This window comes from Calidifontibacter indicus (assembly GCF_003386865.1).
Lineage (GTDB): Bacteria > Actinomycetota > Actinomycetes > Actinomycetales > Dermatophilaceae > Yimella > Yimella indica.
In genome coordinates this window covers 2,283,062-2,297,729 of sequence record NZ_QTUA01000001.1, presented here as the reverse complement: position 1 = coordinate 2,297,729, position 14,668 = coordinate 2,283,062, and the positions used below count along the sequence as shown (strand labels likewise).

At 68.1% G+C, this 14,668-nt stretch carries 12 protein-coding genes; 4 read left to right on the top strand and 8 right to left on the bottom strand.

Annotated features, from left to right (window positions below):
- Positions 1 to 151: 151 nt before the first annotated feature.
- The gene (gene pafA, locus DFJ65_RS10870; protein WP_115923042.1) at positions 152 to 1,516 is read right to left on the bottom strand and encodes a Pup--protein ligase; all 1,365 of its coding nucleotides are present in this window, start codon (positions 1,514 to 1,516) and stop codon (positions 152 to 154) included.
- A 134-nt stretch (positions 1,517 to 1,650) separates the two neighbouring features.
- Here pafA and DFJ65_RS10865 point away from each other — a divergent pair, with 134 nt between their 5' ends.
- Positions 1,651 to 2,658: an NAD-dependent epimerase/dehydratase family protein gene (locus DFJ65_RS10865; protein ID WP_115923041.1), complete on the top strand. Its 1,008-nt coding sequence runs from the start codon at positions 1,651 to 1,653 to the stop codon at positions 2,656 to 2,658.
- 54 nt (positions 2,659 to 2,712) lie between these two features.
- On the opposite strand, the gene DFJ65_RS10860 is transcribed toward DFJ65_RS10865, so the two are convergent.
- The 5 genes from DFJ65_RS10860 to DFJ65_RS10840 form a co-directional block, all read right to left on the bottom strand.
- Positions 2,713 to 4,590, bottom strand: a complete 1,878-nt coding sequence (locus DFJ65_RS10860; RefSeq protein WP_115923040.1) for an ABC transporter ATP-binding protein — start codon at positions 4,588 to 4,590, stop codon at positions 2,713 to 2,715.
- Positions 4,587 to 6,464 carry an ABC transporter ATP-binding protein gene (locus DFJ65_RS10855; protein WP_245950171.1) on the bottom strand — a complete coding sequence of 626 codons (1,878 nt, stop codon included), beginning with the start codon at positions 6,462 to 6,464 and terminating at the stop codon, positions 4,587 to 4,589. Before DFJ65_RS10855 ends, DFJ65_RS10860 begins: the two co-directional genes overlap by 4 nt.
- 158 nt (positions 6,465 to 6,622) lie before the next feature.
- Entirely contained in the window at positions 6,623 to 7,393 is a 771-nt protein-coding gene (gene prcA, locus DFJ65_RS10850; RefSeq protein WP_115923039.1) for a proteasome subunit alpha, read from the bottom strand.
- Positions 7,390 to 8,217 carry a proteasome subunit beta gene (gene prcB / locus DFJ65_RS10845; protein ID WP_115923038.1) on the bottom strand — a complete coding sequence of 276 codons (828 nt, stop codon included), beginning with the start codon at positions 8,215 to 8,217 and terminating at the stop codon, positions 7,390 to 7,392. Before prcB ends, prcA begins: the two co-directional genes overlap by 4 nt.
- Positions 8,214 to 8,402, bottom strand: coding sequence for a ubiquitin-like protein Pup (locus DFJ65_RS10840; RefSeq protein ID WP_115923037.1), 189 nt, complete (start codon positions 8,400 to 8,402; stop codon positions 8,214 to 8,216). Before DFJ65_RS10840 ends, prcB begins: the two co-directional genes overlap by 4 nt.
- Positions 8,403 to 8,492: 90 nt before the next feature.
- Between DFJ65_RS10840 and DFJ65_RS10835 the strand changes: the two genes are divergently transcribed.
- On the top strand, positions 8,493 to 9,764 hold the full coding sequence (locus DFJ65_RS10835) for a CapA family protein (RefSeq protein WP_115923036.1): 1,272 nt from the start codon (positions 8,493 to 8,495) through the stop codon (positions 9,762 to 9,764).
- A 12-nt stretch (positions 9,765 to 9,776) separates the two neighbouring features.
- Here the strand turns inward: DFJ65_RS10835 and dop are convergent, their stop codons facing one another.
- Positions 9,777 to 11,285, bottom strand: coding sequence for a depupylase/deamidase Dop (dop, locus tag DFJ65_RS10830; RefSeq protein WP_281269870.1), 1,509 nt, complete (start codon positions 11,283 to 11,285; stop codon positions 9,777 to 9,779).
- Positions 11,286 to 11,349: 64 nt separating this feature from the next.
- Here dop and DFJ65_RS10825 point away from each other — a divergent pair, with 64 nt between their 5' ends.
- Both DFJ65_RS10825 and DFJ65_RS10820 read left to right on the top strand, forming a co-directional pair.
- Positions 11,350 to 12,312, top strand: a complete 963-nt coding sequence (locus DFJ65_RS10825) for an alpha/beta hydrolase (RefSeq protein ID WP_170144062.1) — start codon at positions 11,350 to 11,352, stop codon at positions 12,310 to 12,312.
- On the top strand, positions 12,309 to 12,704 hold the full coding sequence (locus tag DFJ65_RS10820; RefSeq protein WP_115923034.1) for a DUF3054 domain-containing protein: 396 nt from the start codon (positions 12,309 to 12,311) through the stop codon (positions 12,702 to 12,704). The genes DFJ65_RS10825 and DFJ65_RS10820 overlap by 4 nt, the downstream gene beginning before the upstream one ends.
- A gap of 208 nt (positions 12,705 to 12,912) precedes the next feature.
- Here the strand turns inward: DFJ65_RS10820 and arc are convergent, their stop codons facing one another.
- Positions 12,913 to 14,667 (bottom strand): proteasome ATPase, encoded by a 1,755-nt coding sequence (gene arc / locus DFJ65_RS10815; protein ID WP_115923033.1) that lies wholly within the window; start codon positions 14,665 to 14,667, stop codon positions 12,913 to 12,915.
- Between the last annotated feature and the right edge of the window lies 1 nt (position 14,668).

The following is a 14,668-nucleotide window of genomic DNA, read 5'->3' as shown; positions in this document are numbered from 1 at the left end:
AATACCTCGTGATCGTCGGAAAGGTCAGCTGGAAACTCGGTCCACCATAACCGGCGAGCCTGTGGGCACCTGTGTCCGAGCCATGTGAGCGGTGCCGGGCGGCGCGTGCTGCGGCTTTCGTGCGCCGGCTCCGCCGGGCCGGGTCAGCGCCCTAACCCATCGCTTGGATCAGTGCCTCGACCCGGGGGTCGGAGTTGGCGAACGGGTCCTTCACCAGCACCGTCCGCTGGGCTTGGTCGTTGAGCTTGAGGTGGATCCAGTCGACGGTGAAGTCGCGGCGGTGCTCCTGCGCGGCCCGCACGAAATCGCCGCGCAGCTTGGCCCGCGTCGACTGCGGCGGCGTCGTGATCGCGGTCGTGATCTCGTCGTCGGTGCACACCCGCGCCGCGCGACCGGCCCGCTGCAGCAGGTCGAAGACACCGCGGCCGGGCTTGATGTCGTGATAGGTCATGTCGAGCTGCTGAATCCGCGGGTGGTCGAGTTCGAGGGTGTGCTTGGCGGCGTACTGGTCGAGCAGCTTCTTCTTGATCACCCAATCGATCTCGGTGTCGACCCCGGACAGATCGCCCGACTCGATCGCGGTCAGGGTGCGGCCCCACAGGTCGAGCACCCGGGTGGTGGTGGGGTCGCTGATGCCCTTGCGTTCGACAAAAGCGGTGGCCCGCTCGAAGTACTCCGTCTGCATCGCCAGCGCCGAGATCTCCTTGCCGTTGGCAAGGCGCACCTGCGCGCGTCCGGTGATGTCGTGGCTCATCTCGCGGATCGCCCGGATCGGGTTCTCCAGCGTGAGGTCACGCATCGGCGTGCCGTCCTCGATCATCTGCAACACCAGGTGCGCCGAACCCAGCTTGAGCATGGTCGTCGTCTCGGACATGTTGCTGTCGCCGACGATCACGTGCAGTCGGCGGTAGTGCTCGGCGTCGGCGTGCGGTTCGTCGCGGGTGTTGATGATCGGACGCGAGCGGGTGGTGGCGCTGCTGACGCCCTCCCAGATGTGGTCGGCCCGCTGACTCACCGCATAGACCGGACGGTTGCCCAACTGCACGATTTTGCCTGCGCCACAGGTGATCTGGCGGCTGATCAGGAACGGGATCAGGTGGTCGGCGACGCGTTGGAAGTCACCGGTGCGCGACACCAGGTAGTTCTCGTGGCAGCCGTAGGAGTTGCCGGCGGAGTCGGTGTTGTTCTTGAAGATGTAGATGTCCCCGACGATCTCGTCGGCCGCCATCCGCTCCTGGGCGTCGACGGCGAGGTCGACCAGGATGCGCTCCCCGGCCTTGTCCTGGATGACCGCCTCGCGGATGTCGTCGCACTCGGCTGTGGCGTACTCGGGGTGGCTGCCGACGTCGAGGTAGAGCCGCGCGCCGTTGCCGAGGAACACATTGCTCGAGCGGCCCCACGACACGACGCGGCGGAACAGGTAGCGCGCCACCTCGTCCGGCGTCAGCCGCCGGGTGCCGCCGGAGGTGCACGTCACGCCGTACTCGGTCTCGATGCCAAAGATGCGCCGCTCCATGTCATGACCTTATGTTCTGCGGCTGCGCCGACAAGGCACCGACCACCACCTGAGCCGCGCTCCCGCAGAGGCGGGGGTTGCGCTGAGCGCGAAGTCGGCTGACAACGACCACCCGTTCCTGGTGGGCTGAGGGCATGCGACTGCTCATCCTCGGCGGAACTGCCTTCCTCGGCCGCGCCACGGCGACGGCCGCCCTGCGACGCGGCCACGAGGTCACCTGCCTGGCGCGAGGCACCAGTGGGCCGGTGGCCGAAGGTGCCGAACTCGTGGTCGGAGAGCGCAGCACCTCCACGGGCTACGCGGCACTGGACGGCGACTTCGACGCCGTCATCGACGTCGCCCGCGAACCACGGCATGTGCGCACCGCGCTCCGAGCGCTCGAGGGACGCATCGGCCGGTGGTCGCTGGTCTCGACCATCAACGTCTACGCCGATGTCGGACCGGACGTCATCGGTGCCGACGAATCGGCGCCCCTGTTGGACGCCTGGGACGGCGACGACTGGACGCCCGAGCAGTACGGCGCCGGAAAGGTGACCTGCGAACGGCTTGTCGCACAGGCCTATCCGGACGCGCACCTCATCGCCCGCGCCGGTCTGCTGGGCGGGCCCGAGGACGTCTCCGATCGCACCGGCTACTGGCCGCTGCGGTTCGCGCACCCGTCCCGCGCCGACGGACGCGTGTTGGTGCCGCACTCCCCCGACGCCCAGGTGCAGCTGATCGACGTCCGAGATCTTGCCGACTGGCTGGTGGCCGGCGCGGAGAACGAGGTGGTCGGAGTCTTCAACGCGTCCGGGCCGAGCGTGCCGCTGCACGGCGCGCTCGCCGCCGCCCGCAAGGTCGCCGGCCACACCGACGAACTGGTGCCGGTGACACCCGACTGGCTTGCCGCACACGGAGTTTCGCCGTGGATGGGTGAACGTTCCCTGCCGCTGTGGCTGCCGTGGCCCGACCTCGCCGGGATGATGACCGTCGACAACGGCGCCGCCCAACGCGCCGGGCTGACCGTGCGCCCGCTGCCGCAGACCTTCACCGACGCGCTCGCGTGGGAGCTGCGCTCCGGGCCGGGGCGACCGCGCAAGGCGGGACTCTCACCGACGGACGAGGCCGACCTCATCACCCAGCGGTTGTCCGAACCAGCCTGAGGCCGACCCGAACCACCCGCAAACGGGGGTTGGGGTAGGGATTTGGCGGGTGGGTCAGGCGAGCGAGTCGACCCAGGCCTGGTGCAACGCGGCGTACTTGCCGCCGGTCTGGCGCATGAGTTCCTGGGGCGAGCCGTCCTCGAGCACCCGGCCGTGTTCGAGCACCAGCACGCGGTCGGCGATCTCGACCGTCGACAGGCGGTGAGCGATGATCAGCGCGGTGCGACCGGCCAGCACCGTCTGCAGGGCGTGCTGCACCAACCGCTCGCTCGGGATGTCGAGCGAACTGGTGGCCTCGTCCAGGATCAGCACGTCGGGGTCGGCGAGGAACGCGCGGGCGAAGGCGACCAACTGTCGTTGACCCGCCGAGAGCCGTCCGCCGCGCTTGGCGACGTCGGTGTCGTAAACCTGCGGGAGCGCCTCGATGAAGGTGTGGGCACCCACCGCAGTGGCAGCCGCACGCACCTCGTCGTCGCTCGCGTCGGGGCGACCGAACCGGATGTTGTCGGCGACCGACCCCGAGAACATGACGTTCTCCTGGGTCACCATCACCACGTGGCGGCGCAGGTCGGGCTGGGCGAGGTCGCGCAGGTCGTGGCCGTCGAGCAACACCCGACCGCTGTCGGGGTCGTGGAAACGGGCGATCAGCTTGGCGATGGTCGTCTTGCCGGCTCCGGTGGTGCCCACGAGCGCAACGGTCTGACCGGCCGGAACGAAGAGATCGAGACCGGGCAACACCGGCCGATCGGCCACGTAGGCGAAGTGCACGTCGTCGAAGATGACCTCACCCTTGACGTCGTGCAGCGGCGTAGGCTCGGCCGGGTCGTCGATCGCGGGCTTCTCGGCCAGCACCACCGACAGCTTCTCCAGCGCCGACGTGGCCGACTGGAAGGTGTTGTAGAACTGCGTGATCTCCTGCATCGGTTCGAAGAACATCCGCAGGTACAGCAGGAAGGCGGTCAGGACGCCGATCGTCATCTCGCCGTGCATCGCCAGGTAACCGCCGTAGAGCAGCACCACGCCCGTCGTGAGGTTGCCGATGAGCTTGACACCTGGCATGAAGATCGCGACCAGTCGCATGGTGTGGATGTTGATGTCGCGGTAGCGGTCGGCCAGGCCGTCGAAGATCTCCTGGTTGCGCGGCTCGCGGCGGTAGGCCTGCACCGCCTTCACCCCGGTCATCGTCTCGACGAACTGCACGATGAGCAGCGCGGAGATCTCGCGGACGGTGCGGTAGGCGGCCGCCGACTCACGGCGGAACCACAGCGACAACAGCACGAGAAACGGGAAGCTGACCAGGCAGACCAGGCCGAGGCGCACATCGAGGGTGATCAGCAGGATCGACGTGCCGATCAGGGTGAGGACGGCGGTGATGAGGCCGTCGAAGCCGTTCTCGAGCATCTCCTGGATCGCCTCGACGTCGCTGGTGGAACGACTGACGACGCGGCCGGAGGTGTACTTGTCGTGGAAGGTGACGTCGAGCCGGCCGAAGTGGCAGAAGATGCGTCGGCGCAGTTCGAGCAGCACGTTCTGGCCGATGCGGCCCGACTGCAGTAGGAACACCATGCGCATGCCGGCCTGCACCACCAGCGCGATCAGCAGCACGACGACCACCCGGGTGAGCACGCTGGAGTCGCCGGAGCGCTGCAGCGGGGGCACACCGTCGTCGACGCCCACCTGCACAAGGCGCGGCACCGACAGTCGCGCGGCGTTCTCCAGCACCACCGCGATCGCGAGCAAGAAGACCGTCTTGCGGTAGGGCCGCAGCAGGTCCCACAGCAGCGCCTTGGCCTGCCCGGGAGCCGCGTGCTTCTCGACATCGGCCTGCGGCTGGTCGGCCATCCGGCCGCGCCATGCATCGGTGGTCTCGGTGGCGCCCTGGGCGGTGTCCGACGTCGCCGCGGACGTCGAGGTGGTGGAAGTGGTCGTCATCGGCTGCCCTCGCAGTTGTCCTCGCGGCGTCGATCGGCGGAGCGCTCGGTCGGCATCCCGACCAGCACCCCTTCGTCGAGCGCATCGCGTTCGTCGTCGCTGAGCCAGGTCTCGTCGTGCTCGGCGTCGTCGATCTCGTCGTCGGCGGCGAGCAGGTAGCGGTATTCCGGCACGGTGGCCAGCAGTTCGGTGTGCGAACCGACGTGACTGATCGTTCCGCGCTCGAGCAGCGCCACCTTGTCGGCCAGCAGCACGGTCGAGGCGCGGTGGGCCACGACGATGCCGGTCGCCTCGGCGAGCACGCTGCGCAACGCCTGTTCGACCAGTGCTTCGGTGTGCACGTCCAGGGCCGACAAGGTGTCGTCGAGCACCAGGATCCGCGGTTCGGCGAGCACCGCTCGAGCCAGGGACAGGCGCTGCCGCTGCCCACCGGAAAGGCTCATGCCCTGCTCACCGATGCGAGTCTCCAGGCCGAACGGCAGGTCGCGGACGAAGCCGGCCTGAGCGACGTCGATCGCGCGGTCGATCTCGGCGTCGGTGGCGTCGGGGTGACCGAGCGTGAGGTTCTCGCGCACGGACATCGAGAACAAGGTGGGGTCTTCGAAGGCGGTGGCGACGACCTTGCGCACCACCGGCAGCGGGAGTTCACGCACGTCGACGTCGTCGATGAGCACAGCTCCCTCGCTGACGTCCTGCAGCCGGGAGACGAGCCCGGTGAGCACGGACTTGCCGGAGCCGGTGGCCCCGACGAGCGCGACGGTCTCCCCCGGTTCGACGACGAGGTCGAGATGGCGAAGCGCCCACTCCTCGGAGTCGGGGAAGCGGAACCCGGCGTCGCGGAACTCGAGCCGTCCGCTGGTGATCGGGACGTCGCGTTGCCCGCTGACGATCTCACGCGGTGCATCGAAGATCTCGCCGACGCGGTCGGCGGCCGTGACCGTCTCCTGCAGCATCGACAACAGGAAGCCGAGGCTGGCGATCGGCCAGACGAGGTTGAGCATGAAGGTGATGAACGCGACGAGCGTGCCGAGGGTGATCGAGCCATCACCGACCGCGTGGGCGCCGAGAGCGAGCACGATCACCAAGGTGGCGGTCGGGATCACCTCGAGCAGCGTCCAGAAGCGCGACATGATCTTCACCTTGCGCAACTGGATGTCACGCAGGGTGCGGGCCTGTTCGTCGAACCGCTCGAAGGAGTAGTCCTCGCGGCCGAACGACTTGATGACGCGGATGCCCAGCGCGGCCTCTTCCACCTGGGTGGCGACGTTTCCGGTCTGGTCCTGGGCGGCCCGGGACGCCTTGGTGAACTGCCGCTCGTAGTGCAGGTTGGCGGCCACGACAGGGCCGATGGAGATGAGCACGACGATGCCGAGCGGCCAGTACATCGCCAGCAGCATGATCGTGACGACCACGACCTGGATGAGGTTGAGGATGAGCATCACGGCGCCGAATCCGATGAACCGGCGCATCATGCCGAGGTCGTTCATGATGCGGGAGAGCAACTGCCCCGACTGCCAACTGCCGTGAAAACTCATTGGCAGCACCTGCAGTCGGGCGTGCATCTGCTTGCGGATGTCGGTCTCGACACCCGTGCTCGCGAGCTTCACGAGCCAGCGGCGCAGCATCCACAGCGCAGCCTCGGCGATGCCGAGCAGGATCGCGCTGGCCCCCAGCACCCACAGGCCGTGTTCGTCCTTGTGTCGCACCGGACCGTCGATGACCGCCTTGGTCATCAGCGGGATGGCGATCGTGCTGCCGATGGAGGCGAGCGCGACGACGAACATCACGATCAACCGGGTGCGGTAGGGCCGCAGGTAGGGCACCAGCCGCCACAGGGAGTTGGCCCGCAGACCCTTCCCCCCCCGCCGGCGCAATGCTGGGTTGGCTGATCAGCTCGCCGGGTGCCGCGAGTGTGTTGGACCGGTGTGCGTCGGCGGACAAGACCTCAAGCGCCCCTCAGGAAAAAGTTCGGCACTGAATCATGCCGCTCCACGAGTATGCCAGCCGACACCGACAAAGGGCGAGCGAAAAACTAGGGCTGCGGGTCCTCGGTGATCGGATCCTGTTGCGGCTCAGGAGAGTTCGACGACGGAACATTGTCTGCCGAAGTACCTTCGCGGAGCAGCCCCTCCAGCACGGGCACGGCCAATCGGCGGAAGGTGCGACGTTCTCGGGCACGATCGAGCACCGCCACCTCCAACTGGTCGGCCGACAGCTCGCGGGAGCCCCCGTCGCCGTCGGCACCGAGCAGTTCGACTGCCAGGCGCAACGCGGCACCGAGATCGAGGTCGTCACGCCAGCGCTCCTGCAAGCCGGCCGTGATGCGGTCGGCCCCGCCGCCCATCGCGACGTAGGCCCGTTCGTCGGCGACGGAGCCGTCGTACATCAAGCGGTAGATCTGGTCGTCGGACGCCGACTCCCCCAACTGCGCGACGACGATCTCCACCTCGTACGGCTTCGACTCCTGGGTGAACACCGTGCCGAGCGTCTGGGCGTAAGCGTTCGCCAGACCGCGGGCGGTGACATCGCTGCGGTCGTAGGAGTAGCCGCGCAGGTCGGCGTAACGGACGCCGGCGACCCTGAGGTTCTCGAACTCGTTGTACTTGCCGACCGCCGCGAACGCGATGCGGTCGTAGATCTCGGAGATCTTGTGCAGCGCCCGGCTCGGGTTCTCGGCGACGAACGCGATGCCGCCGTCGTAGACCAGCGCCACCACCGCGCGTCCGCGGGCGATGCCCTTGCGGGCGAAGTCGGCGCGGTCCTTCATCAACTGTTCGGGCGAGACGTAGAACGGCATGCTCATCGCGCACCACCCCTCCGGCGGGACTCGATGACCGAGGCCACCACCTGTTCGATGTCGTCGTCGGCCACGAACCTGCCGCCCTCGGCGTCGAGCACGGCGACGGTCGGCCAGATGCGGCGTCCGGGGTCGGGGCCACCGGTGGCCGAGTCGTCGTCGGCGGCGTCGTACAGCGCCTCGACGATCACCCGCACCGCGGCGTCGGCGTCCATGCCGTCGCGGTACAACTTCTTCAGCGCACCGCGGGCGAACAACGATCCGGAGCCGACCGAGTGGTACTGCTGCTCCTCGTAGCACCCGCCGGTGACGTCGTAGCTGAAGATGCGACCAGCGCCGGTGTCGAGATCGAAGCCGGCGAACATCGGCACGACCGTGAGGCCCTGGAATGCCATCGACAGGTTGCCTCGGATCATCGACGCGAGGCGGTTGGCCTTGCCCTTCAAGGACAACTGCGTGCCCTCGATCTTCTCGTAGTGCTCGAGTTCGACCTGGAACAACCGCACCATCTCGATCGCGACACCCGCGGTGCCGGCGATGCCGACGCAGGAGTAGTCGTCGGTGATGAAGACCTTGCGCATCGTGTGGCTGGCGATGAGGTTGCCCATGGTGGCGCGCCGGTCACCCGCCACGAGCACGCCGCCGTCGTAGGAGACCGCGACGATCGTCGTGCCGTGCGGGGCGGACGCAGCCGCTCCCCCCGAGGCGGACGCCGCGTCGAGCTGCGCCCGGGCGACGTCGGGCGCGTAGGCCTGGAGGAACTCGGTGAACGAGGACGAACCGGGTGCGAAGTAGGCAGCAGGCAGCCGACCGGCCGGGTCGGCGGTCACTGGCCGCCCTTCTGCACGAATCCGCGCACGAACTCCTCGGAGTTCGCCTCGAGCACGCCGTCGATCTCATCGAGGACGCTGTCGATGTCGCCGGTCTGCACCTGGGGCGCGGCCGGTGCGGGCGGCGGGGTCTCGTCGGCCGGGTCTCCGTCTCGACGCTGCGGGGTGATGCGTTCCTGAGCCATACCTTCACCCTAACCGCGCGGCGCGGCCATCCGGCGGCAGTCCGCAGGTACTGTCGGCGCAAGCGCTCAAGGGGTGGACGGGGACTGCAGATGAACGCACGAACGACGACAGCAAAGACGCCCGCGTCGGGCAAGCGGCGGCAAAGGGCGACCGTCGCGCTCCTGGCCGCCGTGCTCGCGGGTTCGGTGACGGTGGCGGGCTGCTCGGGCTCGAGTTCGGATCCCGCGGCGAAGACCGCGTCCGGCACTGCTTCGGGCACTGCTTCGGGTACCACGGGTGCGCCCTCGTCCGGGTCGGGCACCGGCAGCGCGAACGGCACGACGCAGGGCGGCGCCGACAGCCTGACGATCCTGTTCAGCGGCGACGACATTCCGCAATCCGCGCCGAACCGGGCGGCACGGGTGCCCGGCACGAGGAACACCTACGACTTCAAGCCGTTGCTCGCCGCGGCCAAGCCCTACACCTCCTCGGCCGACCTGTCGATCTGCAACATGGAGGGGGCGCTGTCGCCGGACAACACCAACCTCACCGTCGGCATCCGCCATCACGGGCCACGCGAGTTCGCCACGGCGCTGGCCTGGATGGGCTACGACGGGTGCAGCACGGCCAACAACCACACCTTCGACGCCGGTCTGCCGGGCATCGGTCAGACCCGCCAGGTGATGGCCGATGCCGGGCTCAAGGTGTCGGGCCCCGGGCCCGACGCGCAGACGCCCAAGGTGGCGACGTACGAGGTCAAGGGCGTGAAGATCGCGCAGTTGTCCTACAGCTACACGCTCGACAACTTCGCCGGCGGCACCGACACCTCCGTGCCGGCGAACGTGCCGTGGTTCAAGGACTCGATGTGGAAGCTGAAGGACGCCGCGGGCATCATCGCCGACGCCAAGCAGGAACGCGCCAACGGTGCCCAGATCGTGCTGGTCTCGATGCACTGGGGTATCCAGTTCACCTTCACCCCGACGCCGCAGATGGTCGACACCGCCACGAAGGTGCTCGCCTCCGGTGAGGTCGACACGATCATCGGCAACCACGCCCACGTCGTGCAGAAGTGCGACCGCATCAACGACCGCAACGTCTTCTACGGTCTGGGCAACCAGATCTCCGACCAGGGCACCAACTGGGGTTTCCCGGACGAAACCCAGGACGGCATCATCGTCAAGGCGACTTTCAAGCGGGGCGCCGACGGCAAGTGGACGCAGCCGTCCGCCGAGTATCAGGTGACGCGGGTCGACCGCACCGGCGGATACATCCTGAAATTGGTGACCCCGACGTCGAACCCGAAGTCGTTCGAGCGTGAGTCGCAGTTGATCAAGGGCGACTCGAACGCGTGCAACCTGTCCCCCGCACCGGCAACCGACTGAGTCGGGGCCGGCTCAGCGCAGCAGTTCGTTGAGCAGTTCGTCGGCGCTGGCGGCGCGGTCGAACAGCTCGCCGACGTGCTCCCGGGTGCCGCGCAACGGCTCGAGCATCGGCACCCGCTGCATGGTGCGACGTTGCGGCACGTCGAAGATCACCGAGTCCCACGACGCGGCGGCGATCTGATCGGGGAACTGCGTCACGGCGCGGCCCCGGAAGTAGGCGCGGGTGTCTTCCGGCGGGTTGTGCACGGCCGCGGCGACGGCCTCCGCCGAGACGAGTTCGGTGAAACGGCCACCCGCGGCGAGCTTGTGGAAGATGCCCTTGTCGGCCCGCACGTCGCTCCACTGGATGTCGATCGCGCGCAGCTTGGGATCGGCCCACTCGATGCCGCGGTTGCGAAACCCTTGCAGCAGTTGCAGTTTGGCAACCCAGTCGAGGTCGGCCGCGGCGTTCATCGGGTCGGTGGCGAGGGTGTCGAGGGTCTGCCCCCACCGGCGCACCACCTCGGCGGTCTCGGAATCGACGTCCGAGCCGTAGGTGGCCTCGAGCCAATCGGTGACCATCGCGAGGTACTCGCGCTGGATCTGCACGGCGGTGAGCTCACGACCGTCCTCCAACCGGACGGTGGTGCGCAGGCTCGGGTCGTGCGAGATCTGTTGCAGCGCCGCGACCGGCTCGCGCAGGCTGAGGTCGCGGGTGACCGCGCCGGCCTCGATGATCGCGAGCACCAGGCTGGTGGTGCCGAGCTTGAGGAAGTTCGCGACGTCGCAGTGGTTGGCGTCGCCGATGATGACGTGCAGCCGGCGGTACTTCTCGGTCACCGCGTGGGGTTCGTCGCGGGTGTTGATGATCGGCCGCTTCAAGGTGGTCTCGAGCCCGACCTCCGTCTCGAAGAAGTCGGCGCGCTGCGACAACTGGAAGCCCGGACGCTGCGACTCGGTGCCGATGCCGACCTTGCCCGAGCCGCAGATCACCTGGCGGGACACGAAGAACGGGATGAGTCCCTTCACGATGTCGGCGAACGGGGTCAGCCGGCGCATGAGGTAGTTCTCGTGGGTGCCGTAGGAGGCGCCCTTGCCGTCGGTGTTGTTCTTGTAGAGGTTCAGCGGCGGCATGCCGGGCTGGTTGAGCAGGCGGGCCGCCTCCCGCATCACGAGCTCACCGGCGCGGTCCCAGGTGACGGCCGCAAGCGGGCCGGTCACCTCCGGTGAGCTGTACTCCGGGTGGGCGTGGTCGACGTACAGCCGGGCGCCGTTGCCCAGCACGACGTTCGCCATCGTCGGGTCTTCGGCGTCGGTCAACTGGCTGGGGTCGGCGAACTCCCGGTCCATCGCCCAGCCGCGGGCGTCCTGCAGCGGCGCTTCGTCGGCGTAGTCCCACCCGGTCTGAGCGGCGCGCAGGCCGAGTTCGCGGGCATAGGCAGTGACGACTCGACCCGAGAGCACCATCGGGTTGGCGCTCGGGTCGCCGGGCTGTGAGATCCCGTACTCGGTCTCGATTCCCATCACACGGCGCACGGTCATGCACCCCACCCTAGGAGCGACCCCGGCAGGCCCGTGGCGGGTGGTCATCCAGCAGACTTGCCGCATGTCCCCCACTTCCTGGACCGACACCGCCGGAATGCCGTTGCGCACCCGCCTGCTCTGCTATGCACGTGGACGCAGCGGCAGCGTCGCGGACATGACCCTCGAGCAGATCGCGGTCAACCGCGCCCTCTCGCCGGCGCCGCGCTTCCCCGCCTCGCTCGTGATCGGAAGTCTCACCAAGGGGGTGCAGATCGACGGGTTCACCGTGCGTGGCCGGTCGGGCCACGAGATCCCGGTGCGCCGCTACCGCACCGGACGGCGCACCGACCGGGTGCTGCTCTACCTGCACGGTGGCGGGTGGGTGCTGGGGCGCCCGCAGGACTACGACTCGATGCTGTCGATGCTGGCCGGCCGGTGCGACGCGACGGTGCTCGCACCCGACTACCGCAAGGCGCCCGAGCACAAGGCTCCGAACGGCCTGCACGACTGCCTCGACGTCTTCGACTGGCTCGCGGCGGCGCCGTCGGAATGCGGCACGACCTCCCCGCGCATCGTCGTCGGTGGTGACAGTGCGGGCGGCAACCTCTCGGCCTTGGTGGCGCAGCACGCCCGCGACCACCGCAAGGACCTCGTCGGTCAGGTGCTGATCTACCCCGCGACCGACCTGTCGATCGAGCACACGATGCGCAACGCGCCCGGCCTCACCGGCGACGACATCGACCGCTACAAGGACCTCTACCTGTCCGGCAGCGGGATCGAGGCCGAGTCCGCGGTGCTTTCGCCCGCGCGGGGTGACCTGCGCGGGTTGGCCCCGGCGCTGGTGCAGACCGCGGAAATGGACCCGCTGCGGGACGAAGGCATCGACTACGCCCACAAGCTGCGCCACGCCGGCAACGAGGTGCGACTCACGCGCTACTACCAGGTGCCGCACGGCTTCCTCAACATGCCGGGGGCCACCAGTTGCGGGCATCAGGCGCGGATGGAGATCGCCGACCAGCTCATCGACTGGTGGCAGCACCGATGAGTGCGCGTGCTCGCCAGTCGGCCCTGCTGTGGGCCTTCTTCCTGCTCGACGCGGCGCTGGTCACGGTCTTCGCAGCCATCGGACGCCGGTCGCACGACGAAGCCGATCCCGTTGCGGGAGCGCTGGATACGGCGTGGCCGTTCCTGGCCGGACTGGCCATCGGTTGGCTGATCGCCTACTTCAACTGGTCGCGGGTCATCCCGGTGTCGGTGGCCTCGGGCGTGACCGTGTGGGTGTCGACGGTGTGTTTCGGGATGCTGATCCGTCACTTCACCGACAAGGGCACGGCGTTCTCGTTCATCGTCGTGGCGAGCGTCGTGCTCGCGGTGTTCCTCATCGGATGGCGGGCGGTGCGCCACCTGCTGGCGAGCCGCTCGGCGAAGACTCCGTGATCGATCAGTAGCCGAACAGGGCGGACAGCCGGGAGCGCCCACCGTCCGCGTCGAGGCGGCGTTCGATCCGGGTGACCAGCCCACGGTTCGGCACCACGTGAACGATGGAACTGGATCAGTCCGGCGCAGATGAGCCCGATGAGCACGAGCATCATCGGCGTGGTTTCGGCATTCAGGTCACACCTCAGTGTTCGCGGTCACCGTTTCGTCAGAGGTACTGGCCGGTGGTGGCGACCGAATCGATCGCTTTTGCGGATCCACCGCCCTGCTTGCCGTCGATGAGAGTGCGGATGTACGTGATCCGTTCCCCCTTCTTGCCCGAGATGCGTGCCCAGTCGTCCGGGTTGGTGGTGTTGGGCAGGTCTTCGTTCTCCTTGAACTCCACCACGCAGCTCTCCAGGAGGTGCTCGACCCGGATGCCCTTGGCGCCCGTCGTCAGTTGGTCCTTGATCGCCATCTTCTTGGCGCGGTCGACGATGTTCTGCACCATCGCGCCGGAGTTGAAGTCCTTGAAGTAGAGGATCTCCTTGTCGCCGCTGGCGTAGGTGACCTCCAGGAAGCGGTTCTCGTCGATCTCGGCGTACATCCGCTCGACCGCGGCCTGGATCATCGCCTCCACCGTCGCCTGACGGTCGCCGCTGTTCTCGGCGAGGTCGTTGGCGTGCAGCGGGAGGTCGGCGGTGAGGTACTTGCCGAAGATCTCGTGCGCCGACTGGGCATCTGGGCGTTCGATCTTGATCTTCACGTCGAGCCGGCCCGGACGCAGGATGGCCGGGTCGATCATGTCCTCGCGGTTGGACGCGCCGATGACGATGACGTTCTCGAGCTTCTCCACGCCGTCGATCTCGGCCAGCAGCTGCGGCACGATCGTCGTCTCGACGTCGGAGCTCACGCCGGAGCCGCGGGTGCGGAACAGCGACTCCATCTCGTCGAAGAACACCACCACGGGGTTGCCGCCCGACGACGCCTCCCGGGCGCGCTGGAAGATCAGCCGGATGTGGCGTTCGGTCTCGCCGACGTACTTGTTGAGCAGTTCCGGACCCTTGATGTTCAGGAAGTAGCTCTTGGCCTCTTCCTGCCCGGTCCTCTCGGCGACCTTGCGCGCGAGCGAGGCGGCGACCGCCTTCGCGATCATCGTCTTGCCGCAGCCGGGAGGGCCGTAGAGCAGCACGCCCTTCGGCGGCCGCAGCGCGTGCTCGCGGAAGAGTTCGGCGTGCAGGTACGGCATCTCGACCGCGTCGCGGATCTGTTCGATCTGACCGGCGAGGCCACCGATGTCCTCGTAACGGATGTCGGGCACCTCCTCCAGCACGAGGTCGGCCACCTCGGCCTTCGGGATGCGCTCGAAGACGAAGTTGCTGCGCGCGTCGAGCAACAGGGAGTCGCCGATGCGCACCTTCACCCCCTTGAGCACGTCGGCCACGCGGCAGACCCGCTCCTCGTCGCCGTGCAGCACGACGAGCACCCGGTCGTCGCCGAGGAACTCCTTGCACTGCACGAGTTCCCCGACGTTCTCGTAGCCGAGCGCGCGCACCACGTTGAGGGCCTCGTTGAGCACGACCTCCCGCCCGGGCACCAACTGGTCGAGTTCGATGGTCGGGCTCACCGCAACGCGCATCTTGCGGCCCGAGGTGAGAATGTCGACCGTCTCGACCTCACCGCTGTCGGCGGCGTCGTTGCGCTGCAGGATGATGCCGAACGACGCCGGCGGCTGGGCGAGCCGGTCGATCTCGCCCTTGAGCGAGACGATCTGCTCGCGCGCGTCCTTCAAGGTGCGGACGAGACGTTCGTTCTGGGTCGACAGGGTCGCCTGCGCCGACTGCAACTGCCGGATCTTCTGATCCTGTTCGGCACGCTGCGCCGACCCGGTGACACGTGAACGGAGGGCCTCGACCTCGGCGCGCAGACTCTGCACCTCGTCGAAGCGGGCGGCATCGCCGCTGGGGCGCTGTTCGTCGGACACG